Annotated in this window: 19 protein-coding genes; 8 read left to right on the forward strand and 11 right to left on the reverse strand. The window is 71.0% G+C overall.

Translation table 11 applies throughout. From position 1 onward, the window contains the following. Positions 1-2: 2 nt before the first annotated feature. Complete coding sequence (locus QSJ33_RS04210) at positions 3-734, reverse strand: J domain-containing protein (RefSeq protein ID WP_285723236.1); 732 nt, start codon at positions 732-734, stop codon at positions 3-5. 220 nt (positions 735-954) lie between these two features. Between QSJ33_RS04210 and gatA the strand changes: the two genes are divergently transcribed. After that, on the forward strand, positions 955-2,415 hold the full coding sequence (gene gatA / locus QSJ33_RS04215; protein ID WP_285723241.1) for an Asp-tRNA(Asn)/Glu-tRNA(Gln) amidotransferase subunit GatA: 1,461 nt from the start codon (positions 955-957) through the stop codon (positions 2,413-2,415). 9 nt (positions 2,416-2,424) lie between these two features. After that, entirely contained in the window at positions 2,425-3,762 is a 1,338-nt protein-coding gene (locus QSJ33_RS04220; RefSeq protein WP_285723243.1) for a dihydrolipoamide acetyltransferase family protein, read from the forward strand. A gap of 263 nt (positions 3,763-4,025) precedes the next feature. On the opposite strand, the gene QSJ33_RS04225 is transcribed toward QSJ33_RS04220, so the two are convergent. Together QSJ33_RS04225 and QSJ33_RS04230 are read right to left on the reverse strand one after the other, a co-directional pair. Then, on the reverse strand, positions 4,026-5,402 hold the full coding sequence (locus QSJ33_RS04225) for a replicative DNA helicase (RefSeq protein WP_285723244.1): 1,377 nt from the start codon (positions 5,400-5,402) through the stop codon (positions 4,026-4,028). Positions 5,403-5,418: 16 nt separating this feature from the next. Further along, on the reverse strand, positions 5,419-8,604 hold the full coding sequence (locus QSJ33_RS04230) for a CehA/McbA family metallohydrolase domain-containing protein (RefSeq protein WP_285723245.1): 3,186 nt from the start codon (positions 8,602-8,604) through the stop codon (positions 5,419-5,421). 91 nt (positions 8,605-8,695) lie between these two features. On the opposite strand from QSJ33_RS04230, the gene QSJ33_RS04235 reads away from it, so the two are divergent. Both QSJ33_RS04235 and QSJ33_RS04240 read left to right on the forward strand, forming a co-directional pair. Beyond that, positions 8,696-9,379: a SanA/YdcF family protein gene (locus QSJ33_RS04235; RefSeq protein WP_285723246.1), complete on the forward strand. Its 684-nt coding sequence runs from the start codon at positions 8,696-8,698 to the stop codon at positions 9,377-9,379. Beyond that, complete coding sequence (locus tag QSJ33_RS04240; RefSeq protein ID WP_285723247.1) at positions 9,376-10,515, forward strand: thiolase family protein; 1,140 nt, start codon at positions 9,376-9,378, stop codon at positions 10,513-10,515. Before QSJ33_RS04235 ends, QSJ33_RS04240 begins: the two co-directional genes overlap by 4 nt. Here the strand turns inward: QSJ33_RS04240 and QSJ33_RS04245 are convergent, their stop codons facing one another. After that, positions 10,516-13,146 (reverse strand): AMP-binding protein, encoded by a 2,631-nt coding sequence (locus QSJ33_RS04245; RefSeq protein WP_285723251.1) that lies wholly within the window; start codon positions 13,144-13,146, stop codon positions 10,516-10,518. A 128-nt stretch (positions 13,147-13,274) separates the two neighbouring features. Here QSJ33_RS04245 and QSJ33_RS04250 point away from each other — a divergent pair, with 128 nt between their 5' ends. Together QSJ33_RS04250 and QSJ33_RS04255 are read left to right on the forward strand one after the other, a co-directional pair. Beyond that, on the forward strand, positions 13,275-14,006 hold the full coding sequence (locus tag QSJ33_RS04250; RefSeq protein ID WP_285723254.1) for an ABC transporter ATP-binding protein: 732 nt from the start codon (positions 13,275-13,277) through the stop codon (positions 14,004-14,006). Positions 14,007-14,061: 55 nt separating this feature from the next. Beyond that, positions 14,062-14,730 carry a carbonic anhydrase gene (locus tag QSJ33_RS04255; RefSeq protein ID WP_285723259.1) on the forward strand — a complete coding sequence of 223 codons (669 nt, stop codon included), beginning with the start codon at positions 14,062-14,064 and terminating at the stop codon, positions 14,728-14,730. A gap of 78 nt (positions 14,731-14,808) precedes the next feature. Here the strand turns inward: QSJ33_RS04255 and era are convergent, their stop codons facing one another. From era to QSJ33_RS04275, 4 genes are read right to left on the reverse strand one after another with little or no spacing between them, the layout of a single operon-like run. Then, a complete protein-coding gene (gene era, locus QSJ33_RS04260) occupies positions 14,809-15,720 on the reverse strand; it encodes a GTPase Era (RefSeq protein ID WP_285723266.1) in 912 nt (303 codons plus the stop codon). After that, positions 15,713-16,498 (reverse strand): acyl-ACP--UDP-N-acetylglucosamine O-acyltransferase, encoded by a 786-nt coding sequence (gene lpxA, locus QSJ33_RS04265; RefSeq protein WP_285723272.1) that lies wholly within the window; start codon positions 16,496-16,498, stop codon positions 15,713-15,715. Before lpxA ends, era begins: the two co-directional genes overlap by 8 nt. Then, complete coding sequence (gene fabZ / locus QSJ33_RS04270; RefSeq protein WP_285723280.1) at positions 16,495-16,965, reverse strand: 3-hydroxyacyl-ACP dehydratase FabZ; 471 nt, start codon at positions 16,963-16,965, stop codon at positions 16,495-16,497. The genes lpxA and fabZ overlap by 4 nt, the downstream gene beginning before the upstream one ends. A 51-nt stretch (positions 16,966-17,016) precedes the next feature. Continuing rightward, positions 17,017-18,624: an HD domain-containing phosphohydrolase gene (locus QSJ33_RS04275; protein WP_285723290.1), complete on the reverse strand. Its 1,608-nt coding sequence runs from the start codon at positions 18,622-18,624 to the stop codon at positions 17,017-17,019. Between the two features lie 100 nt (positions 18,625-18,724). Here QSJ33_RS04275 and QSJ33_RS04280 point away from each other — a divergent pair, with 100 nt between their 5' ends. After that, positions 18,725-19,981, forward strand: a complete 1,257-nt coding sequence (locus QSJ33_RS04280) for a class I SAM-dependent RNA methyltransferase (protein ID WP_285723298.1) — start codon at positions 18,725-18,727, stop codon at positions 19,979-19,981. Here the strand turns inward: QSJ33_RS04280 and QSJ33_RS04285 are convergent. Genes QSJ33_RS04285 through QSJ33_RS04295 form a run of 3 tightly spaced genes read right to left on the reverse strand, consistent with a single transcriptional unit; the run spans position 19,978 to position 22,159 of the window. Further along, entirely contained in the window at positions 19,978-21,159 is a 1,182-nt protein-coding gene (locus tag QSJ33_RS04285) for a DNA-3-methyladenine glycosylase family protein (protein ID WP_285723305.1), read from the reverse strand. The genes QSJ33_RS04280 and QSJ33_RS04285 overlap by 4 nt on opposite strands. After that, positions 21,156-21,668, reverse strand: coding sequence for a methylated-DNA--[protein]-cysteine S-methyltransferase (locus tag QSJ33_RS04290; RefSeq protein WP_285723312.1), 513 nt, complete (start codon positions 21,666-21,668; stop codon positions 21,156-21,158). The genes QSJ33_RS04285 and QSJ33_RS04290 overlap by 4 nt, the downstream gene beginning before the upstream one ends. A 26-nt stretch (positions 21,669-21,694) precedes the next feature. Continuing rightward, positions 21,695-22,159 carry a methylated-DNA--[protein]-cysteine S-methyltransferase gene (locus QSJ33_RS04295; RefSeq protein ID WP_285723313.1) on the reverse strand — a complete coding sequence of 155 codons (465 nt, stop codon included), beginning with the start codon at positions 22,157-22,159 and terminating at the stop codon, positions 21,695-21,697. A 59-nt stretch (positions 22,160-22,218) separates the two neighbouring features. On the opposite strand from QSJ33_RS04295, the gene QSJ33_RS04300 reads away from it, so the two are divergent. Then, positions 22,219-23,028, forward strand: a complete 810-nt coding sequence (locus QSJ33_RS04300; RefSeq protein ID WP_285723314.1) for a menaquinone biosynthetic enzyme MqnA/MqnD family protein — start codon at positions 22,219-22,221, stop codon at positions 23,026-23,028. Positions 23,029-23,034: the final 6 nt, after the last annotated feature.

The raw sequence follows: 23,034 nt of genomic DNA on the forward strand, positions 1-23,034 counted from the left end.
GGTCAACCCCTTCCCGTCAATCGGCCCCACAGGTCCTTGAGTTGATCCATGAGACCCGGCTGCACGACGGGCGTCTTGCCCTTGCCCTGTCCCTTCCCCCCATGGGCCTGCGGCTGCTGGGGCGGGCGGTGCTTCCGGAGCTTCGGATGGTTCGGCGCCAGCTCCCGGGCGAGATCGACATGGCGCTGGGCGCGCGCGGCCATGCCCAGCCCATGGAAATGCCCCGCCAGCTTGATGTGGCTCTCCACGTCCTTGGGATCCAGCCGGACCGCCGTCTCCAGGGCCTTGATCACCGCCCGCACATCGCCGCCTTCCTGCTCGAGGATTCCGGCCAGGAGGGCGTGGTAGGCGGCCTTCGAGCCGTCCATGCGGATCGCGTAGTGGATCAGGGCACGGGCCTGGTCCACCTTGCCGTCGTTGAAAGCCTCCCGGGCCATGGTGGCCCAGTCTTCGGGGGACCGTTCCCCGGCCATCTCCTGGGGTCTGGGGGGGGCGGCGGCGGGGGTCGGCGCCTGGGGCCGGGCGGGCTGCTGCTGCTGGAGGGTCAGCCGGCGCCCCGGATCCTTGAGCATGCTGAAGGCCTCGGCCAGCTCCCGGAACTTCGCCTCGGCCGCCTCCTTCTCCTTCCCGGAGTACCGGTCCGGATGCCACTGCTTCGCGAGGCGGTGGTACGCGGCCTTGATGTCCTCGTTGGAGGCGTCGGCAGGGATCTCCAGCACTTCGAATGGATTCATGGGTCTTCCAGGGGTCACCCCGGGACGGACTCGCAGGGGGCGTGCCAGAGCGGGGCTTGAGCAGAGGATGGTAGCCTATTTCCATCCGGAGTGCAGGCCCCGACCACCGGTGCAACGGCAGCGGCCAGGACATTCTGGAGAAATGGAAGGGTGCCCGTGGGTCCCGGGAGATGGCACGCGGCTCCACCTGATGGCACAGTAGAAGGTTCGGGGAGACGGGATGGCCTTGGGCACGGCGATGGATTGGCGCGGCGGGCTGGATGCCGGCGACCTGTCAGCCGAAGCCCTGGTCCGCCAGTCGCTGGAACGGATCCGGTCCCGGGATGGCCAGCTCCATGCCGTGCTCGCCACGGATGCCTCCCGGAGCCTGGCCCTGGCCCGGGAGGCGGACCGCCGGCTCCGGGAGGGGGAACGGACCCCCGTGCTCGGCCTGCCGGTGGTCCTCAAGGACAACCTCGCCTGGACAGGCCTCCCCGCCACCTGCGGTTCCCGGATGCTGGAGGGCCACCAGGCCGCCTACGACGCGACCGTGGTGTCGCGGCTCCTGGCGGCGGGCGCCATTCCCGTCGCCAAGGCGAACATGGATGAATTCGCCATGGGCTCCAGCGGCGAATACAGCGCCTTCGGCCCCACCCTCAACCCCTGGGATCCCGCCCGGGTGCCCGGCGGCAGCAGCTCCGGCCCCATCGTCGCCGTGGCGGCCGGGTACGCACCCCTGGCCCTGGGCAGCGACACGGGGGGATCCGTGCGCCTGCCCGCCAGCTTCTGCAATGTCACCGCACTCCGCCCCACCTATGGGGTCCTGAGCCGGTACGGGCTCACGGCCATGGCCTCCAGCCTGGACCAGGTGGGCCCGGTGGGGACCACAGCCGCCGACGTCGCCGCCGCCCTCCAGGTGATGGCCGGACCCGACCCGCGGGACAGCACCTCGGTGGACCTGCCCCGGACCGGGGCGCTCTTCCCCCTCCAGCCTGCCGACCTCAAGGGGAAGCGGATCGGCCTGCCCGTCGAGTACTGGGGGCCGGGACTGGCTCCGGAGGTCCGCGAGGTCCTGGAGGCCGCCCTGGACCAGCTCGCCGCCCTGGGGGCCGACCTGGTGGAGGTCTCCCTCCCCCATACCCGCTATGCCATCGACACCTACTACCTCGTCTGCACCAGCGAGGTGTCCAGCAACCTCAGCCGCTTCGACGGGGTGCGGTACGGGTACCGGGCCCCGGATCAGGGGCTGGACCTGGCGGACCTGATCTCGGAGACGCGGGATCGCGGCTTCGGCCCGGAGGCCAAGCGGCGGATCCTCCTCGGGACCTTCTGCCTCTCCCGCGGCTGGTACGAGGCCTTCTACCTCCGGGCCCTCCAGGCCCGGACGCTCATCACCCGGAACTTCCAGGAGGCCTTCAGGTCCGTGGACCTGCTGGCCACGCCGGTGAGCCCCGTGACCGCCTTCCCCCTGGGGGCCAAGACCGGCGATCCCCTGTCGATGTATCTTGCGGATGTGTTCACGGTCACCACGTCCCTCGCCGCCGTCCCGTGCCTGTCCGTGCCCGCCGGCTTCGCCGGGGGCCTTCCCGTGGGCCTGCAGCTCATCGCCCCGGCCCTGGCTGACGTGGCCCTCCTCAAGGCGGCCCACGCCTTCCAGCTGGCCACCGCCCACCACCTGACGACCCCTCCCCTGCCCTCATAGGAGCCACCCATGGCCTTTGACGTCATCATGCCCCAGATGGGCGAAAGCATCGCCGAAGCCACCGTGCTCAAGTGGCACAAGAAGGTCGGCGATCCCATCGCCAAGGACGAGACCCTCTACGAGATCAGCACCGACAAGGTGGACGCGGAGATCCCCGCTCCCGCCGCCGGCACGCTCCTCGAGATCCTCGTGGACGTGAACGCCACCGTGCCCGTGGGCACCGTGGTGGCCCGCATCGGCGACGCCTCCGAGAAGCCTGCGGGGGCGCCCCCTGCCTCCGCAGCGGCCCCGGTTGCCGCCCCCGCCGCAGCCCCCCTGGCCGCCCCGATCCACCCCATGGGCGTCGAGGATGACAACAGCCTCGAGGGCCGCCTGAAGACCAAGAGCAGCCCGCTGGTGCGCGAGATGGCCCGCCAGCACGGGGTGGACCTCGCCCGCATCCAGGGCACCGGCCAGGCGGGCCGGGTGACGAAGGAGGACCTGGAGGCCTACCTCGCCAAGGGGCCGGCCACGGCAGCGGCACCCGCTGCCATCGCCCCCTCGCTGCCCGCGGTCCACGATCCCTCCGCGCCCACCCTGGGCCTCACGCCCGCCCTGTCGGTGGCCCCGGCCCCGGCCGTGCCGGCCTTCGCCGCCGGAGAGCGGGTGAAGGTCGAGCCCATGAGCCGGATGCGGAAGATCATCGCCGACAACATGGTGGCCAGCCGCCGGACCTCCGCCCACGTCTACACGGTCTTCGAGATCGACATGACCCACGTGGCCAGGCTGCGCAACAAGCACAAGCAGGCCTTCGAGGAGCAGTTCGGCACCAAGCTCTCCTTCATGCCCTTCATCATGATGGCGGCCTGCAAGGCCCTCCGGGCCTACCCCGTCGCCAACGCCTCCGTGGACGGCGACAACGTCGTCTACAAGCAGGACATCAACCTCGGCATCGCCGTGAGCCTGGACTGGGGCCTGATCGTGCCCGTGGTCAAGAACGCCGACATGATGAACCTGGGCGGTCTGGCCCGCAGCCTGAACGACCTGGCCGAGCGCGCACGCACCAAGCAGCTCAAGCCCGACGAGATCAGCGGCGGCACCTTCACCATCACCAACCCCGGCGTCTACGGCGACACCTTCGGCCTGCCCATCATCAACCAGCCCCAGGTGGCCATCCAGGGCGTGGGCGCCATCGTCAAGCGCCCCGTCGTCGTCACCGGCCCCGACGGCACCGATTTCATCGCCATCCGCCAGATCATGTTCTCGAGCCTCGGCTTCGATCACCGGATCATCGATGGCGCCACCGGCGACCTCTTCATGGCCTTTGTGAAGAAGGAACTGGAGAACTCCACCTTCGGACTGGAGTAGCGGATCCCGAAAAGGCCGCCTCCTTCACCGGAGGGGGCCTCGCGTATCGCCGCAGGCGATACCGAGAGGAAGGAACTGGAGAACTCCACCTTCGGACTGGAGTAGCGGATCCCGAAAAGGCCGCCTCCTTCACCGGAGGAGGCCTCGCGTATCGCCGCAGGCGATACCGAGAGGAAGGATCTGGAGAACTCCACCTTCGGACTGGAGTAGCAGCCGCCTCGAAGCGGGCTATCGGAGAAGTGGCCGCGAGGCCACTTCTCCGTTCAGGCGTAGCCGCCGGTCTCCCGGACCATCTCGCGGTAGGTGGCGTGCTCACCCTGGAAGTGCAGCTGGATGATGGCCGTGGGGCCGTTGCGGTGCTTGGCCACGATGAGCTCGGCGGTCGGATCGGGCTCGGCATCGGCCGCCGTCGCCACCATCTTCCGGTGGATGAAGGCGACCATGTCCGCGTCCTGCTCGATGGCGCCCGAATCCCGGAGGTCCGAGAGCTGCGGCCGGCCGCCGGTGCGATGCTCCACCTCGCGGTTGAGCTGGGAGAGCACCACCACGGGGATGCCGAAGTCCTTGGCCATGAGCTTGAGGCCACGGCTGATCTCGCCGATTCGGACCGCCTCGTTCTGCTTGGCCCCGCGGCTGCCCTCGGGGCTGCTGAGGAGCTGCAGGTAGTCCACGATCACGAACTCGACGCGGCGGTTGCTCTGGCTGCCCTGCTTCACGACCATGTTCTGGATCTGGGGGACGGTGATGGAGGCCTGGTCGCAGATGTAGATGGGCAGGGCCGCCAGCTCATCCCGGGCCTGGAGCAGGGTCTGCATGTGGCCGGCGGCACGACCGGCCTGGATGTCCTTCATGTTGGTCTGGCTGTGGGCCGAGAGCAGGCGGAGGAAGACCTCCTCGTGGCTCATCTCCAGGCTGAAGAAGGCCCCGCAGGTGCCGTCCCGGCCATCCCGCCCCTGGGCCGCGCGGAGGATCCAGTTCAGGGCCAGGGCGGTCTTGCCGATGCCGGGCCGGGCGGCCAGGACGATGAGGTTGCCGGGCTGGAAGCCCTGGGTCAGCTCGTCGAACCGGCTGAATCCCACGCGCACGCCGGGCGACAGGCGCCCCTCCAGGCGGTCCTGGAGGCGCTCCATGGCGTCATCCGCCACGCTTCCGATGGGCAGCAGCCCCCGGGTCTTGGCGTCGCCCTGGGCGAGCTGGAAGAGGCTCTGGGCCGTCTGGTCCGTGAGCACCTCCGGCGTCTCGTCCTCCTCCGCAGCCTGGCGCACGAGCTGGGCACCCAGGTGGACGAGCCGTCGCAGCTTGGCCTTGCGCCGGATGACGTCGGCCAGCACTTGGGGTCGGCCCACGTCCTCGCCGGCCAGCAGCTCCACCAGGCCCGGGTAGCCGCCCACGCGGTTGAGGCTGTCGTCCTGATCCAGGGCGTCCTTCAGCGTGAGGGCGTTGACCTCCACCTGGGCCTCGAGGAGGCTCCGGAGGGCCCGGAACACCGCCCGGTGGGCCGGATGGACGAAGTCCTCCTCGGAGAGGGTGAAGACCACTTCAGAGGCCAGCATCTCCGCGCCAGGTGCGCAGCACGTGGCCAGGAACGACCGTTCCGCGTCGATGTCCTCCGGAAGCCGTTCCGGGAGCCAATCCGCCATCAGGGCACTCCCACTGTCAGGGGAAAGGAGGAGTGTACCCGCCCCCCGTCACGTCCACAAAGATGGGATTGGTGACGGCGATGGGGTAGATGCCCTTCATGATCTTGGCCCAGGGCGTGCCGGCGGCGTAGGCGCCGGTGGTGGTGAGCGGGACGCCCGCCTCCACGACGATCCAGGCGTCCTTCCCCGTGGTGGGCATGGCGAGGGTCACCGTCGCGGTACGCAGCCGGGAATCCGCGGTGGAGGCCGTGAAGCTGCTGATCGGAATGGTCTGCACCACGCCGTTCACGACCGCCCGGACCTCGTCCACGGGCACCCAGTCCGGAGCATAGAGATTGACCGTGAGGGTCACGGAGGAGACCGGACCGGCCACCAGCCCGCCGGGACCCGTGCCGTTCGCGGTCACGTCCAGGAGGGGCCCCGTGGAGGCCACGGCCGCGCCAGCCTGCAGGGCCTTCAGCACGGGACTCAGGTCATTCTGGGCCAGGGTGGCGCTGCCGAGGTTCAGGTAGGTCCGGGCCAGACCCACCGGCGTGTCCAGGCTGTAGCGCGCGGAGGAGAGGCCGAGACCCTTGATGAAGCCCCCGGGACCCTGCTGGCCGATCAGGCCGAACCAGTCGTTGCGGACGGCCAGGAACTCGTTGAACCAGGCCGTGGCATTGGCCGGGTCCGTCAGGGGAAGCGGATTCCCGCTGGCATCGGAGTACTCGCCCCGGAGGAGTTCGATGGCATCGAAGTCGCCCTCCCGCTTGCCCAGCGAGACAGGTCCCGTCTGGGTCCACCAGGCGTTGGTCCCCGAACCCAGCGCCACGGCGGGGTCGAAGCCGCGGACCGTGAACAGCCCCTTGGGTCCGCGGGGGCGCTCGATCACGTTGAAGGCGCCCTGGGCCTGCGTGAGGAAGTCGGCCAGCGTCCAGCCGGTGGATGGGAGGGCCCCCCCGAAGCGGGTGCTGGTGGGGGCGGGGGTGAAGAGGGCGGTGACCGTCCCGTCGGTCAGGACCGAGCTGCGGGCCCCCACCACGAAGGGGTCGTTCCCGATGGGATCCCGCTGGGCATCGGAAAGGCCGGTGTTGTTGGCGTCGAACTCGACCCGGAACTCCGCACGGAGGGCCGTCGGATCGGTCTGCAGATCCTGCTCGGTGCGGGCCACGACCTGGACCCCCTCGGCGAGGGCCGAGCTGAGCATCTCGCCGGGGTTGAAGCCGCCGGTGGTCGCCTGGGTGGGGCCCGGGAGGTCGAAGCTGGTCCAGCCCGTGGGCAGGCTGGACTTCACCACCACGAACATGTGGTTGGTATCGGTCTGCCCATCGAAGGCCGACACGGGCAGGGTGTCCAGGAAGGAGAGGGGCCCCCGGGTACCGTAGGCCAGGTAGTCCCCCGACGGGAAGAAGCTGCTGAGGGGGGAGAATCTGAAGGCGAAGGAGGACCCGAAGGCCTGGTTGCCGGCCTGGTACTGGTAGGAGCCGACGTTGCCGCCTGCAACGGCCTTCCCCTTGTAGATGGGTTCGAAGTAGCTCGAGACCTTGCGGGTGCGCTGCATGTCCGGGTCCGGGGTCGCGCCGATCCCCGCGAACGTGATGCGGAGGGGCTGGAGGCCGTCGTAGACGGTGGCCCCGGCCTCGCGGGCCGAGAACGTCTGCAGCGACTGCTTCTGGGTGAGGACATTGCCGGCGGAATCGATCACGTCGAACCGCTCCGGCGCCAGGGACTCAGCCAGGCTCCATGGCTGGGTCTTGGAGGGCTCGATGGGCGTCGCCAGGTGGGGCCGGGAGGTGTTGAGGCTGTTGGTGGCGGTGTAGAACGTGGCGCTCTGGTTCCGGTTCCGGACCGTGATCCGGTACCGCTGGTTCTGGCCGGAGACGTTCGGATCCGCCACGGCCGGCAGGAACATCTGGACCGTCGAGGCCGAGGAGGGCGCATCCCCCTTCTCGCGGAATTCCACCCGTTCGAGGCTCCAGTTCGCGGGGTTGAGGTCGGTGCTGGCATCGGCGGCACTGCCCAGGTACCGCTCGATCCGGTATTCGGCCTGCAGCGGACCGCCCAGGGTGGCGGTCCCGAAGGAATTGAAGGCCACGAACCCGAGATCCCCGCCCCGCAGCCCGCTCCGGGCGACCGCCATCGAGTTGAACACGCTGTTGGATGGGGTCGGCTTGGCGGTGTTGACAATGCTGCTGACGTAGAAACTGGGACCGCCCGTGACGTAGACTCGCCGCCGGTAGGTCAGGCTCTGCCCGTCCGCCAGGCTGGCGACGGCGGGGCCTCCCACCACGAGCCGGGCGGGGAACACCGGCCGGTCCTCGGTCAGCGGGTGCTGGGGATCCGAAGTCACCAGCACCTGGTCCGTGTCCACGGGCAGGATGCCGAGGCCGCTGTGGTCATCGTAGGTGGTCCCCGAGGACTCCGTGGAGGTCAGGGCCACCATGGGCGCCTGGACGCTGGTGGTGAGGGGATGGGCGAAATCCGAACCGGGGATCTCCATGCCCCAGGAGGTGACCGGGGTGCCGTCGAAGGCCTTCGTGGCGGGCACCACGAACCGGTAGCCGCCCCCCTGCTGGGAGAGGAAGTCCCCCAGGTTCTCGATGGGGAGCGTGGCGCCCGAATGGTTGGTGACCGTGGTCTCCAGGGTGAAATAGGTGTCCCGGAGCCCCAGGGAGATGCGATGGTCCACGGCCACGCCCACGACCCGCCCCTGGGCGTCGAGGGTGGCGCCGAGCTTGCCCTTGGGATCGAGCAGGTAGCCCTGCATGTCCAGGAAGACCAGGTTCGTGGACTTCCCGGGCAGGTAGTGGTCGAAGACCATGGGCAGGTCCGGGTCCTGGTTGGCCACCGGCCCGAGGCGACCCAGCATGTCGTCGGGCATGGAGACGCGTTTGAAGCTCTGGTCCAGCGAGATGGTGCCGATGTCCAGGACGGACCCGCCCGAGGGCGCCCCGAGCTGCCCGGGCTGGTCCCCGAAGGCCGCGCCGTCGACGGCCAGCTGGACGTAGTCGTTGCCCACGTAGAAGTCGCCCGGGCCCGCCGAGGCCTTCAGGCCGGCCACCCGGTCGCCGCCCACCTGCGGGATCTCCTCGACCGCGAGGTTGGGGCGTGTGACGCCCGTGGCGCGGAAGCAGCCCACGCTTCCGCCGGCGGCGAGCGCCAGGACCAGGGGCGCCATCCACAGGGCAGGCCGGGAGGGCGGGACGGATCGGGGGTGGCGCATGTTCATCAAGGCAACTCGTCTCTGTGGTCGGTGCGGTCGTCGCGGGAGGTCCGTGGGGCGAAGGCGCATGAAGGGTCTATGCTAACCCACGATGTCGATCTCCGCCCTCCTTCATCGCGGCTGGCTGCAGAGGCGGCCCCTGCTGGCGATCCTGGCCATGCTCCTCCTCGGAGACCTGCTCTGGACCCTGGGAAGGTTCCCCGCCCTGGACCGGGGCCGGACCTTTTCCCCGGAATCCCTTCCCCCCGTCGGAGGGGCCGTCCTCGTGCTCGGGGCGGGCGTCTACGGCGACGGGGAGCCGACGCAGGTCCTGGAAGCCCGCCTCCGCACGGCCCTCGACCTGTTCCACGCGGGGAAGGTGCGGTGGTTCCTGGTGTCCGGAGACAACCGCCACCCCTCCTACAACGAACCCCAGGCCATGCGCCGCTGGCTGCTGAAGCAGGGGGTGCCCCCCACCCTCATCGTCAGCGACTATGCCGGCCGGCGCACCTGGGACAGCCTCCGGCGGGCCCAGGTGGTCTTCGGGCAGCGCCAGGTGGTGGTGGTCACCTCGGACTTCCACCTCCCCCGGGCCCTCTACCTCGCGGACCGCATGGGACTGGAGACCTGGGGCGTGCCGGCCTCCACGGAGCGCATGCCCTTCTTCGCCCGGGTCCGCTTCCTGGCCCGGGAATACCTGGCGCGCCACCTCGCCCTCTTCGATGCCTGGTTCCCGCCGGACACCCGGCTCGGCCCCCGCGAACCCACCCCCGACGACTGGGAGACCGACCCGTGAAGGGATCCCGGGACCTGTTCATCGCCGCGGCGGGCCGGCTGCCCCTGGGCCGGTACGGCGGCGCCTTGGCCGGGGAGGGCGCCGTGGGGCTGGGGCTGGCGACCCTCCAGGGCCTGCTGGCGGACCCCGCCCTGCCCCGGCCCGGCAAGGTCGTCTGGGGCATGGCGCGGAGCCACACCCAGGGGATGAACCCCGCCCGCACCCTGGCCCTGAAGGCGGGATTGCCTTCCGACACCCCGGCCTTCACCGTGAACATGGCCTGCGGATCGGGGCTCCAGGCCGCGATCCTGGCCGCCCAGGACCTCCGCGATGGCGCGCCCTTCCCCATCCTGGCCGGGGGAAGCGAGGCCATGTCCGACACGCCCCACCTCCTGCCCGGCCTGCGCTGGGGCTTCCGCATGGGCCACCGCACCCTGCCCGACGTCATGCACCAGGACGGCCTGCGCTGCCCGGTCACGGGCCTCCTCATGGGGGAGACCATCGAACGACTGGTGGCCAGACGGGGGATCTCGCGGGCGGAGGCCGACGCCTGGGCCGCGGAGAGCCACCGCCGGGCCGCGGCGGCGGACTTCGGCCCGGAGACCCTGCCCCACCCGAAGCTTGACCGCGACGAGTGCATCCGCCCGGGGACCACGCCGGGCGCGCTTTCGCAGCTGGCCCCCGTGTTCGATCCTGCGGGACAGGTGACCGCCGGGAACGCCTCTGCCCTGTCGGACGGGGCCGCGGCCCTGCTCCTGGCCCGGGGGGACCAGCTGGGCGGGTCGCGTCCCCTCGCCCGGATCCTGGGCTGGTCCGAGGCGGGGGTGGACCCCATGGACATGGGCGAGGCCCCGGTGCCTGCGGTGCGCCGGCTCCTGGACCGCCATGGCCTGCGGGTGCCGGACATCGCCCTGTGGGAGCTCAACGAGGCCTTCTCGGCCCAGGTGCTGGTGTGCCAGCGCCAGCTGGGGCTGCCACCGGACCGGCTGAACGCCACGGGGGGCGCCGTGGCCCTAGGCCATCCCATCGGCGCCACCGGCGCCCGGATCCTCATCACGCTGGTCCACCAGCTGCGGCTCCGGGGCGGCGGCCTGGGGGTCGCGACCCTTGGCATCGGGGGCGGCCTGGGACTGGCGATGCTCGTCGAGGTTGCCTAGCTAGGCCACCGGCTCGGCCAGCAACGCCTTGAGGGCCTGGTAGTCGGTCTTGCCGGTGCCGAGGGTGGGGATCTGCTCGACCCGGCGGACGTCCCGGATGTGGTGCAGGGGCGACAGGCCGGCGGCCCGGATGGCGGCGTTGGCCTCCTCCCGGGGGATGCCGGAGACCGTGAAGAGCACCAGGTCGGGGTTGATCTCCTCGGCCGTGGCCTCCACCGCCAGGAGGGGCTCGGCATCCTCCTCGCCCATGAACCGCTGGGCGAGGGCCTCCTCGATGGCCGGCAGGGAGACCATCTCGCCGCCCAGCTTCACGAAGCGCTTCAGCCGTCCGGCGAACACCAGCACCCCGTCCTCCTCCCGGACGAGGTCGCCGGTGTGGTACCAGGACTTGCCCTCGAAGGTCTGGAAGGGGGAGGCGGCGCTCGGATTCAGGTACCCGCCGAAGATGCTGGGGCCGCGGACCAGCAGCATGCCCGGCTCGCCGGGCGGGACCCGCCGGCCGGTGTCCAGGTCCACGATCGCCCACTCGACGGAAGGGAGGGGCTTGCCGATCGTCCCGTTCCGGGGATCCTCCTCCCGGTTCACCGACACCACGGGCGAGCACTCGGTGATGCCGTAGCCCTCCAGGACCGTGACGCCGGGCCAGCGACGGGCGAGTGTGGCGTAGAGGGCGTCGGGGCACTTCTCGGCACCGGAGATGACCCAGCGCAGGGACTCCAGGTGCCGGTCCTCCGCCTGCCGGGCGATGCCCGCCAGGAAGGTGGGCGTGCCCACCAGGAGGGTGGCATGGTAGGCCGAGATGATCCGGGCCAGCATCCGGCCCTCGGTGGGATTGGGGTGGTAGACCACCGGGATGCCCAGGACCAAGGGCAGGATGGTCGTCGTCGTGAGCCCGAAGGCATGGAAGGGGGGCAGGCAGCCCATCATGCGGTCGTCCTTGCGGAACCGCAGGATCTGGGTGACATCCCGGATGTTCGCCAGGATGTTGCCGTGGGTCAGCGGGACCGCCTTGGGCTGGCTCTCGCTCCCGCTGGTGAAGAGGACCGCGGCGGTCTCCGGGGGACGGACGGAGGTGAGGGCCGACCAGTCGAACCGGGCCCGGAGGGCGGCGGAAAGCTTGGCGGCGAGGGGGATCCGCTTGCCCTCGACGTCCAGCAGCCAGAGGCGCTCCCGGATGGCCGAGAGGTCCACGCCCTGGGCGTCGAGGCGGTTCAGGAGGGTCGAGACCGTGATGACGTGCTTCACGCCGACGAGGTCCAGGCCCTGGGAGAGGCTGCGGGAACCGGAGGTCCAGTTCACCAGCACCGGCGTCTTCCCAGCGAAGAGCAGGGCCAGGTAGAGGATGCCCGCGCCGCCGGTGGCGGGGAGCATCAGGCCCACGTGGTCGCCCTCCAGCTGCTCGAACACCGGCTTCAGCACCAGGATGGCGGTGATGACATCGCGGTAGGTGCGCACGCCACTGGTCTGGTCCGCCACGGCCATCCGGCCCGGGCCACGTTTCGCCTGCCGGAGAAACACCTCGGGGATGGTCCCCCCCTCGGGCAGCTCGATGGGGAGGTTGGCCGGGGCGTGGAACCAGGCGTGGGGCACCGCCTTGAGCTCGCCCTGCCGGAGGGAGACCGCGGCCCCGGTGGCGGCGAGCATGACGTCCCCCACGGTCTGGAGGGAGGCCGGGTCGCTGCAGGGATAGCCGTACGCCCGCTCCAGCCACAGCTCCAGCTCGCGGTGGGCCAGGGTGTCCAGGCCCAGGTCGCCCACCAGGGTCAGCCCGTCCTGGATCTCGTGATGGCCGGTGACCCCCTGGAGATGGCGGCGGACAGCGTCCCGGACCTGGGCCGGCACGGTCCTCGGGTTGCCGGCCACGCGGGGCCGGGGCGGTTCCGGGAGGACCCGGGGCCCGTGGCCCTGCCAGAACAGGTAGGGGACGAAGGTGCGGGGGCCGGGATCGGCGTTCAGGCGGGCCTCCAGATCCCGGTTGAGGGCCGTCCGGCCCTCCGCCACGGCCAGGTCCGTCACCTCCTCGAACACCAGGCGCACCTTCCGCCGGGGCATGAAGAAGAGCCCGTTGGCCAGGAGGTAGCCGGCCCCCTTCAGGAGGTTCACCCCCAGCCGGGGACGCTGGCCGGAGGCGGCACTGAACCGGCTGCCCCAGAGGCCCCGCATCCGGACCACGACCACGCGGGTGCCGGGGGCCTGGCGCAGCACCGCCTCCAGCATGCTGTTGTCGGAGAGGTCCTCGGTCTTCTGCCGGGAGAGCCGCCCCCCGGGGAACAGCAGCAGGCGATGGCCGGCCCGCAGGCGGCCCGCGAGATCCGCCAGCTCCCCGGCCAGGGCCTCGCGGCAGCCTGCCCCATGGCTGGCGGGATCCGGGAGGGCCCTCACCCCGAAGGCCCGGGCCAGCCAGCGGAGGGGGCCGTGGACCGTGTGGTCGCGACCCGCGACCAGGGTCGGCTCCCAGCTCCGGTGGAGCAGGGCCACCAGGATGAAGGGGTCCACGAGGGTGGGGTGGCTGGCCAGGAAGAGCACCCCGCGGCCATCCGGCGGAGGGAGGGCCTCCAGGCCTTCCGCCTCGACGCGGTAGCGCAGCCGCATCAGCGGCCGTCCCAGGGAGCGGATCAGGGCGGCAATCATCGGTTCTCGGGCCTTCAAGCAGGGGTCGGCGAACCCCGGATTGTAGCGGGAATCCGGGGGCGCCCCTAAACCTGACCCCGGGTTCTGCGAAGATGAGTCAGGGCCGGTCGAGGCCCCTCGAGGTGCCCATGTCCGACGCCCCCCTGATCCGGCTCACCGACATCACCAAGGTCTACCAGATGGGCGACATGGAAGTGCGCGCCCTGGACGGGGTGACCATGGAGATCCGCCGTGGCGAGTACGTCGCCATCATGGGGCCCTCCGGATCCGGCAAGTCCACGATGATGAACGTCATCGGCTGCCTGGACACGCCCACCAACGGGACCTACGAGCTGAACGGCAAGCTGGCCTCGGCCATGAGCGATGACGAGCTGGCCCAGATCCGCAACGAGGAGATCGGCTTCGTCTTCCAGACCTTCAACCTGCTGGCCCGCACCACCTCCCTGCAGAACGTCGAGCTGCCCCTGATCTATGCGGGCAAGACCCCCGCGGAGCGGCACCAAATGGCCCACCAGGCCCTGGAGAACGTAGGCCTCGGGTCCCGCGCCGACCACATGCCCAACCAGCTCTCCGGCGGCCAGCGGCAGCGCGTGGCCATCGCCCGGGCCCTCGTGAACAACCCCAGCATCCTGCTGGCGGACGAGCCCACCGGCGCCCTCGATTCCAAGACCAGCGTGGAGATCATGGCCCTCTTCGAGGAGCTCTACCAGAAGGGCAACACCATCATCCTCGTGACCCACGAGGAGGACATCGCCCGCCACGCCCACCGCATCGTCAAGCTCCGGGACGGGAAGATCATCCACGACGAGCCCAACACCCCCATCACCTCCGAAGAGCACATGGCCCACCTGAGCCTCTAGGGGGGAGCCCCGGGGGCATTGGATCGGGGGGGCTGACCTCAGGTAGACTGTCGGCATGCAGAAGCTCGTGCAGGGCATCCACCAGTTCCAGACGCAGGTCTTCCGCTCCCACCAGGCCCTCTTCGAGGAGCTGGAGCACGGCCAGAGGCCGGAGACCCTCTTCGTCACGTGCTCCGACTCCCGGATCAACCCCAACCTGATCACCCAGACGGGCCCCGGGGAGCTCTTCATCCTCCGGAACGTGGGGAACCTGATCCCGCCCTACGAGAGCATGGGCGGCATGGCGGCGGGCATCGAGTTCGCCGTCGAGGGGCTCCAGGTCAGGGACATCATCATCTGCGGCCATTCCAACTGCGGCGCCATGCAGGCTCTCCTGGACCCGGCCAAGCTCGAGGGACTGCCGGCCACCCGGGCCTGGCTGTCCCACGCCCGCAAGACCGAGCGGGTCATGGGGGAGAGCTACGGGCACCTCCACGGGAACCAGCTGCTCCACGCCACGGTGGAGGAGAATGTCCTCGAGCAGCTGGAGAACCTCCGCACCCATCCCTCGGTGGCCAAGGCCGTCTCCACCGGCATGCTGCACCTGCACGGGTGGGTCTACAAGATCGAGACCGGCGAGGTGTTCGCCTTCGACCCGGACCGGGGCCAGTACACCTCCGTCACCGGTACCGAGGGCCTCGCCCCCCTCGACCCGGACCACCGCGCCACGGACCTGTCGATCTAGCCGACCGGCGGATCGCGAAGCGGCCTGCCGGGCAGGCCAGCGAAGCGAGGCTCCGGCGAGGAGGCTACGCCACCTGTTTCAGATCGAGAGCCGGTCCAGCCGGTCCGGCCGGTCCCGCCAGCCCTCGTCCACCTTCACGAAAAGTTCCAGGCGCACGGGGCGCTGCAGCAACTTCTTCAGCTCGCGCTGGGCGCTCTGGCGGATGTCCTTGATCATCAGGCCCCCGGAGCCCAGGAGGATCTTGCGGTGGCCGTCCCGGTCCACGAGGATCTGGGCGGCGATGAAGACACCCTCGGGATCCATGTCCTCCGGATAGTCCTCCTGGCCCGGTTCGATCCAGCGCTCGATGAGCACGGCCACGCCGTGGGGCACCTCCTCCCGGGTCTTGCGGAGCACCTTCTCGCGGATGAATTCCGTGGCGAGGGACCGCTCGGTCTGGTCCGTGAAGGTCTCCTCGTCGTAGGGCCAGCCCGGCTTGGCGGCATCCCGCTCCAGCAGGGCCCAGAGGGGATCCAGGTTCAGGCCCATCTTGGCGCCGATGGGGACCACTTCCTTGAAGGGCAGCAGGTCCTTGTAGGTGGCCACCTTCTCCAGGAGGCGTGACTTGGACAGCAGGTCGATCTTGTTGAGCAGGAGGTAGGTCGGCCGGCCCATCCTCCGGAGACGCTTGGCCAGGGCATGCTCCCCGACGCCCAGGTACTCGTTGGCATCCACCACCCACAGCAGCAGGTCGGCCTCTTCCAGCGCCTGCTCCACGTGGGCCATCATGCGCTCATTGAGGGCGTGCTTCGGCAGGTGGATCCCCGGCGTGTCCAGGAAGGCCAGCTGCACGTCGCCGCGGCCCGCCACGCCCAGCACCCGGGTGCGGGTGGTCTGGGGCGTCTGGCTGGTGGCGGCGAGCTTCTGGCCCAACAGGGCGTTCAGCAGGGTGGATTTCCCGGCGTTCGGCAGGCCGATGATGGCGACGGTGGCGTGCCGGCGCTCACCCACGATGGATGCCCCGCTTGGATTCGCGGATGAACCTCAGGAGGTAGGCCACCTCGGGAATGGCGCCGCACTCCCGCTCGGTCTGCTGCATGGCCTCGTCCCGCAGGAGGCCCGAGTGGAACAGCAGGCGATGGGCCCGCTTCAGCCCCTCGACCACCTCCTCGGAGAAGCCCTTCCGCTGGAGGCCGATGGTGTTCACGCCATAGCTCTTGGTGTCGCGGGCCCCCACGGTCTTCATGAAGGGCAGCACGTCCTGGGTGGCGACGGTGAAGCCGCCCATGAAGGCGTGATCGCCGACCCGGCAGAACTGGTGGACGGCGGAGAAGGCCCCGATGTTGCAGCCGTCGCCCACGTGCACGTGGCCCGCCAGGGTGGCGCTGTTGGCGAAGATGTTCCGGCTGCCCACATGGCAGTCGTGGGCCACGTGGGACCCGGTCATGAGGAAGTTGTCGTCGCCCACGGTGGTCAGGCCACCCCCGCCCTCGGTGCCGCGGTGCATGGTGCAGCCCTCGCGGATCACGTTCCGGTTCCCGACCTTCAGCCGGGTGGGGGCACCCTTGAACTTCAGGTCCTGGGGACCCATGCCCAGGGTGACGTGGGGGAAGATGTCGTTGTCCTCGCCGATCTCGGTGTGGGGGCCGATGACCACGTGGCTGCGGAGCAGGGTGCGGGCGCCGATGACGGCATTGCCCTCGACCACGCAGAAGGGGCCGATGACCACGCCCTCGCCGAGGCGGGCCTCCGGGCTGATGACGCTGCTGGGATGGACCTGCGCACTCATTTGCCTTCTCCCTCCGCCAGGTCCATGAGCATGGACATGAATTCCGCCTCGGCGACCTTCTGGCCGTCCACGAAGGCCTCGCCCCGCATCTTGCAGATCCGCCCCTTGAGGCTGAGCACCTTCACTTCCATCACCAGCTGGTCGCCCGGGAGCACCGGCTTGCGGAACTTCGCCCCGTCGATCCCCATGAAGTAGATCACCTTGCGGGCCCGGTCCTCGATGTCCTGGAGCAGCAGGCAGCCGCCGGTCTGGGCCATGGCCTCGAGGATGTAGACGCCGGGGAACACCGGACGGGACGGGAAGTGGCCCTGGAAGACCTGCTCGCTGTAGCTGATGTTCTTCAGGCCGCGGATCCACTGCCCCGGCTCGAAGTCCAGGATGCGGTCCACCAGCAGGATGGGGTAGCGGTGGGGCAGCAGGGCCAGGATCCCCTGCAGGTCGATCGTTCTCGGTTCACGTTCGGACATGAAGCACTCCAAGCCTCCAGATTACCGGCTCGGACCCGGAGGCTCCAGGGCTCAGGAGGGGCGGACGGTCCGTTCGAAGACCCGGGCCTCGATGAAGAGCCCCAGCAGGTCCTGGTCCAGGGCCCCTTCCCGCGCCTCGTCCTGGAGGATGTCCAGGCTCCGCTCCAGGGGCACGGCGCCCTTGTAGGGGCGGTCCCGGGCGGTGAGGGCGTCGAACACGTCGGAGATGGCCATGGCGCGGCTCTGGACGGGAATCTCCTCCCCGCCCAGGCGCCGGGGATAGCCCCGGCCCGTGAGCCGCTCGTGGTGGGCGTAGGCGATTTCCGGGATGCCGGACAGGTCCCTGGTCCACGGGATCCGCTCCAGGAACCGGTAGGTGTGGGTGACGTGGCTCTCGATCTCCAGGCGCTCGGCCTCGGAGAGGCTGCCGCGGCGGATGCGGAGGCTGGCCAGGTCGTCGGGGTCCACCAGCTGCTTCCGGGCCCCGGACCAGTGGGTGAAGGAGAGGCCGTCGAGCAGGCCCAGGCCATCGGCCACCTCCTGGGCCAGGACCGTGGGCTCGTTGCTCTGGCGCACCAGGTGGATGAGCCGCTCGGTCTGGTCCCGCCGGTCGCGGATCACCTGCTCCCAGCGGGCCGGATCGAAGGGGTCCCCGCCCTTCCAGGCCCGCGCGAGGAGATCCAGCGCCTCCTCCAGCTCCCGCTGGCGCAGCCGCTGCAGGATGACCTCCAGCTGCGCGGGATCCAGCTTCTTGGCCTTCACCAGCACCTGTTCCCGGACGCCCACCTTCCCGAAGTCGTGGAGCAGGCTCGCGTAGCGCAGTTCCCGCAGCTGCCGGTCGGTGAAGGTCAGCCCGCCGTAGCGGCCGTCGGGGGTGCGGTTGACGGCCTCGGCCAGGCCCACCGTGAGGTCCGCCACGCGCCCCGAGTGCCCGCTGGTGACCGGGTCCCGGGCCTCGATGGCGGTCACGGAGGCGTTCACGAAGCCCTCGAAGAGCAGCTCGATCTCCGCCCGGAGGTTGGCGTTCTTGACCGCGACGCCGGCCTGCCCGGCCAGGCTCTGGGCCAGGCGGGCGTGCTCGGCCAGGAAGGGCACCACCCTCAGCTCCCCGTAGGCCTCCTCGATGCGGTTCAGCAGGGCCAGGGCCCCGAGGACCGTCCCCTCCGTGTCCTGCATGGGCACCACCAGCATGGACTGGGTGCGGTACCCGGTCTGCTGGTCGAAGGCCTTGTTGAACTCGTAGGGCGCGTCGGCCGGCAGCTCGTAGACGTCCTCGACGTTGAGCACCGACCCCGTGGAGGCCACGTAGCCCGCGATGGCCTTGGAGGTGAGGGGCATGCGGAACCGCTCCGCAGGCCAGGTCACCCGGGCGTTCTGGGTGTGGGCGAAGAGCAGCTCCCGGCTGTCGTCCTCCCCCACCACCAGGTAGATGGAGCCCGCCTCGGCCGAGACCAGCTCCCGCGCCGAGGTGAGGATCAGGTCCAGCAGGCGGTCCAGGTGCTGCTCCGAGGCCAGGGCCCGGCCCACGTGGTGCAGGCGCTCCATGTTCTGCTTGTCCTTCAGCCGCTCCCAGCCGGCCTGGACCAGGGCCAGGGCCGCGTCCTCGCCGGGCCACTGGGGGCAGGTGATCAGCTCGCCCTCCCCCGGGAGGCCGATCACCACCTCCGCAGGGACCCCGTCCCTCCAGGCCAGGCGGTGGCGGATCTCCGGTCCGACCCTCTCCAGGAGGGTGCTACGGTGCTCTGGAGGGACAGCGACCGTGAAACGCAAAGGGGAATCCAGCTCCGCCAAGAAGAAGGTGCCGCCAGCATATCGGAAATCGCCGGTCCCGACAGACGTCTGGACCGGGACCGTGGAGCGGCTGGCCTGGGGCGGCAAGGGCGTGGCCCACGGGGCCGATGGCCGCCTGCTGCTCCTGGAGGCCCCCCTCGCCCTCTTCCCCGGCGAGGCCGTGGAGGCCAAGGTGCAGTGGAAGGCCCGCCACGGCGAGGGGCGGATCACGCGCTGGGTCAGCCGGGATTCCCAGCGGGTCCCCGCCGGCTGCCCCGTGGCGGGAACCTGCGGCGGCTGTGAGCTGTGGGAGGCCGGGGACCGGGCTCCGGACCTGAAGCGGCAGATGGTGGCGGACCTCTTCCACCGGCAGCTGGGCGACGCGCCCTGGACCTGGCATCCGGCCCCGCCGGAGGCGCGCCGGCATCGCATCCAGCTCCACTGGGACGGGGCCGCCCTGGGCTACTTCCGCCGCCACAGCCACGCCCTGGTGCCCGTGTCCGCCTGCCCCGCCGCGGCTGACGTCCTCTCGGAAGCCCTGCCCCGCCTGCGGGACGCCCTGGAGGGCCGCGCCCTGCCCTCCCGGCCCCAGCGCTGGGAGCTGGCCACGGGCACGCCCGCCGGCGAGGTCCGCGCCTCGGACGAGAAGGGCCGCAGCTGGCGGCTGGAGCCCGACGGCTGGACCCGCGACGAGGGCCCCCTCACCCACCGCCTGGCCCCCGGCCCGCTGCAGCACGGTCCCGGCGCCTTCTTCCAGGTGAGCCCGCCCTGGGCCGCCCGCGCCTTCGGCGGCCTCCTGGAGGGCTGGGACGTGCGCGGCGACGTGCTCTACGACCTCTACGGCGGCGTCGGCCTCTTCTCCGCCCTGCTCGGAGATCGCTATGCGCGCCGCGTCCTGGTGGAATCCGGCGAGGAGGCCGTGGCCTGGGCCCGCCGCAACCTGGCGGCCCTGGGCCTGCCCTCCGAGTGCCACGTGGCCGATGCGGACGCCTGGGTGCCGGAAGGCCTCGGCGCGGCCGACGACCTGATCCTCCTGGATCCGCCGCGCACCGGGCTCACCGCCGGCCTCTGCGAGCGGCTCCAGACCGCCGGGGCCCACACGATGGTCCTGGTGGGCTGCGACGGGGCCGCCTTCTGCCGGGACCTGAAGCGCCTGGCCCCCGCCTGGCGCGTGGCGGGCCTCGCGGCCCTGGATCTCTTCCCCCTCACCAGCCATGTGGAGGCCGTGGCCCTGCTGCGGCGCTAGGCCGGCACGCCCTTGAGGCTGGCCCAGAGGTGGAAGGTGGCCAGGCTGCGGTGGGGCGCGAAGGGCGCCAGCAGCCGGGCCGTGGCCGCCGCATCGGGACGCTCCGGTAGGCCGAACCGGCGCTGGAGGGCCAGGGTCAACGCGGCGTCGCCCAGGGGCACGCAGTCGGCGAAGCCCAGGCCCCGCATCAGCACATACTGGGCGGTCCAGGTGCCGCAGCCCCGCAGGGCCAGGAGCGCCCGCCCGGCGCCCGTGGCCGTGGGCAGGGCGTCGAAGCGCAGGTGTCCCCCGGCCACCGCCTGGGCGGCCCCGATCAGGTACTCGGCCTTCCGGCGGGAGAAGCGCAGGGCCTGGAGGGCTTCGGGGGCGAGGGTCGCGAGGTGCTCCGGGTCCGGGTGGGCGATGAGGCCGTGGGCCGCGGGCAGGCCCGCCAAACGGATGAGGTCCCGCCGCAGGGCGTAGGCGAAGGCCAGGTTCACCTGCTGGCCGACGATGGCCCACACCAGGGCCTCGAAGGGATCCAGCGTCAGCGGAATCCGCAGGCCCTCGCGGCCCCGGGAAAGGTCCGGGTGCGCGGCCTCGAAGGGGCCGGGATCCCCGTGCCAGCCCAGGAGGCGCAGGGCCGCCGCGTGGGCCCCGGCGGAGGCGCCGCGGGTGCCGGGACCGCCCTCCAGGGCCACCGCCACCCGCCCCTTCCCGAAGGCCAAGGTCAGCACCGCCGGGATGCCCTCGGCGAGGAAGGCCTTGCGGAGCGTGGTCCCCTCCACCCGCTCAGACACGCTCTGGGCGTCGCGGCCGTGGAAGCGGAGGAGGTCGGCTGCCCGGAAATCGGGCGGCAGGGCCAGGGCGAACCGCCCCGTCTCCAGGAGGGTCGCGTAGGCCTCGGGGGTCAGGCCCGTCTCCCGCCGAAAGGTTCGGGCGTCCAGGTCCCGGACCGCCTCCCCCTCCACCAGGCGGCGGCCGGCGGCCCGGACGGAGGCCCTGCGGAGGAAGGCCTCCGGCGCGGCGTGGACGTGGGCCCGGAAGAGGGCCTCCAGGCGGGTCGCGTCCACGCCGACGGCGGCGGCCAGGGCGGCCACGGAGGGCACCGGCCCCGGCGCCGCGAGGATCCCGGCCAGGGCTGAGTCCAGACGGTCCAGCTCCGGGTCGTCCCAGCTTCGCGTCCGCGCACCGCTCAATCCCACTCCAGCGGCAACGCGGGCTGCGGCGGGGCCTTGGGCAGGATGCCCTCCAGGCGCAGGAGGTACTCCTTCATGTCCAGGCCGCCCCCGTAGCCCACCAGGGAGCCGTCCGACCCGATGACCCGGTGGCAGGGGATGAGGATGATGATGGGGTTGGCGCCGTTGGCCCGGGCCGCGGCCCGGATGCACTTCTCGTCGCCCAGGCGGCGGGCCAGTTCCAGGTACGAGATGGCCTGGCCGTAGGGGATGCGGCCCAGTTCTTTCCACACCCGCTGCTGGAACTCGGTGCCGTGGGCCACCATCGGGATGTTGAAGTCCCGGAGGTTGCCGGAGAAGTAGGCCTCCAGCTGCCGCTTGAGGAAGGGCAGCGGCCGGGGCGGCGGCCCGGCCGGCGGCTCGGGCGCCTGCCCGCGGACGCGCGTGAGGCGGACCAGGCGGCCTTCGACATCGAACTCGGCCCCCAGCGGCCCGAGGGGCGAGGAAACCAGGTGCAGGGAGCCGGCCATGGCCCCCAGGATGCCATGTTTTGGCGCTAGGGCCGCCGCCAGCCGTGACCCGCCTCCAGCTCCCGGAGGGCGGCGGGGAGGGGCCCCTCGCCCTCCCGGGGGACCCGGTGGGCGGGAATGAGCACGGCGATGGGGTTGGACACGCAGGCCATGACCACCACCTCGGGATCCAGGTGCAGCCGGACGGCCAGGGATTCCACGGACTCCGTCTTGCCGTAGGGGATGGACAGCATGGCGTCCCACACCCGGATCTGGGAGAAGGAACCCTGGGGGTCCAGGGGCACGGTGAAGGTGCGGAGCCGCCCGCCCAGGTAGGCCTCGAGCTGGAGATCCAGGAACCGCTTGGCCTCCCGCTGCTCCTTGGGGGGCAGGGGACTGGTCTTGCGGGGGTCCAGCCCCTCCATGGCCAGTTCGCGCAGCCGGCCACGCCCATCGAAGGCCGCCCGCAGGGGCCCCAGGGGAGAGGTCAACTCGTAATGCCAGACGTGCATGGGAGCATGATGGCAGGGTGGGGCCGGAAGGCTAGGCATCAAACGGGTAGACTTGGGCCATGGCCGACCGCCCCTTCCGCCTCTCGATCATCGACTACCTGAACGCGGCCCCCCTCAACCACGGGTTCAAGCACGGGCTGGGCTGGGAGCACTTCCACCTGAAGTTCCACTATCCGTCGGTGTGCGCCGATCGGCTCCGGAGCGGGGAGGTGGACGCCGGCATCGTCAGCTCCATCGAGTACCTGCGGATCCCCGGCCTGCGGATCGTCCCGGGCCTCTGCATCGCCTCCCCCCGCCGGGTGCGCAGCGTGGTCATCCTCTCCAAGGTGCCGCCGGAGCAGATCCGCAGCCTGGCCCTGGACACCTCCAGCCGCACCAGCGTGGTGCTGGGCCAGCTCATCCTCCGGGAGCGCTACGGGGTGAGCCCGGAGATCTCGGACATGGGCCCGGACCTGCCGGCCATGCTGGAGGCCCACGACGCGGCCCTCATGATCGGGGACGCCGCCATGCGGGCGCCGAAACAGGGGCTCTTTGTCCTCGACCTGGCGGAGGAGTGGCACGCCTGGACCGGCCTGCCCTTCGTCTTCGCCCTCTGGCTGGTGCGGGAGGACGCCCCCCAGCCGCCGGTGCCGGGCGGGGTGGCCTCCTTCTTCCACAAGAGCCTGGAGATCGGCATGGCCCAGCTCCCCGCCATCGTGGAGGAGGCCCGGCGCACCATCGGCTGGACCAAGCTGGAGCTCGAGGAGTACCTCACGAAGAACATCAGCTACACCCTGGGCGAGGCCGAGCGGGAGAGCCTGGGCCTCTTCTTCGAGAAGGCCGTGAAGCACGGCTTCGCCCCGGAGATGAAGCCGCTCCGGTTCCTCTGATCGCCT

Origin of the sequence: Geothrix rubra (assembly GCF_030268065.1) — a bacterium.
GTDB lineage: Bacteria > Acidobacteriota > Holophagae > Holophagales > Holophagaceae > Geothrix > Geothrix rubra.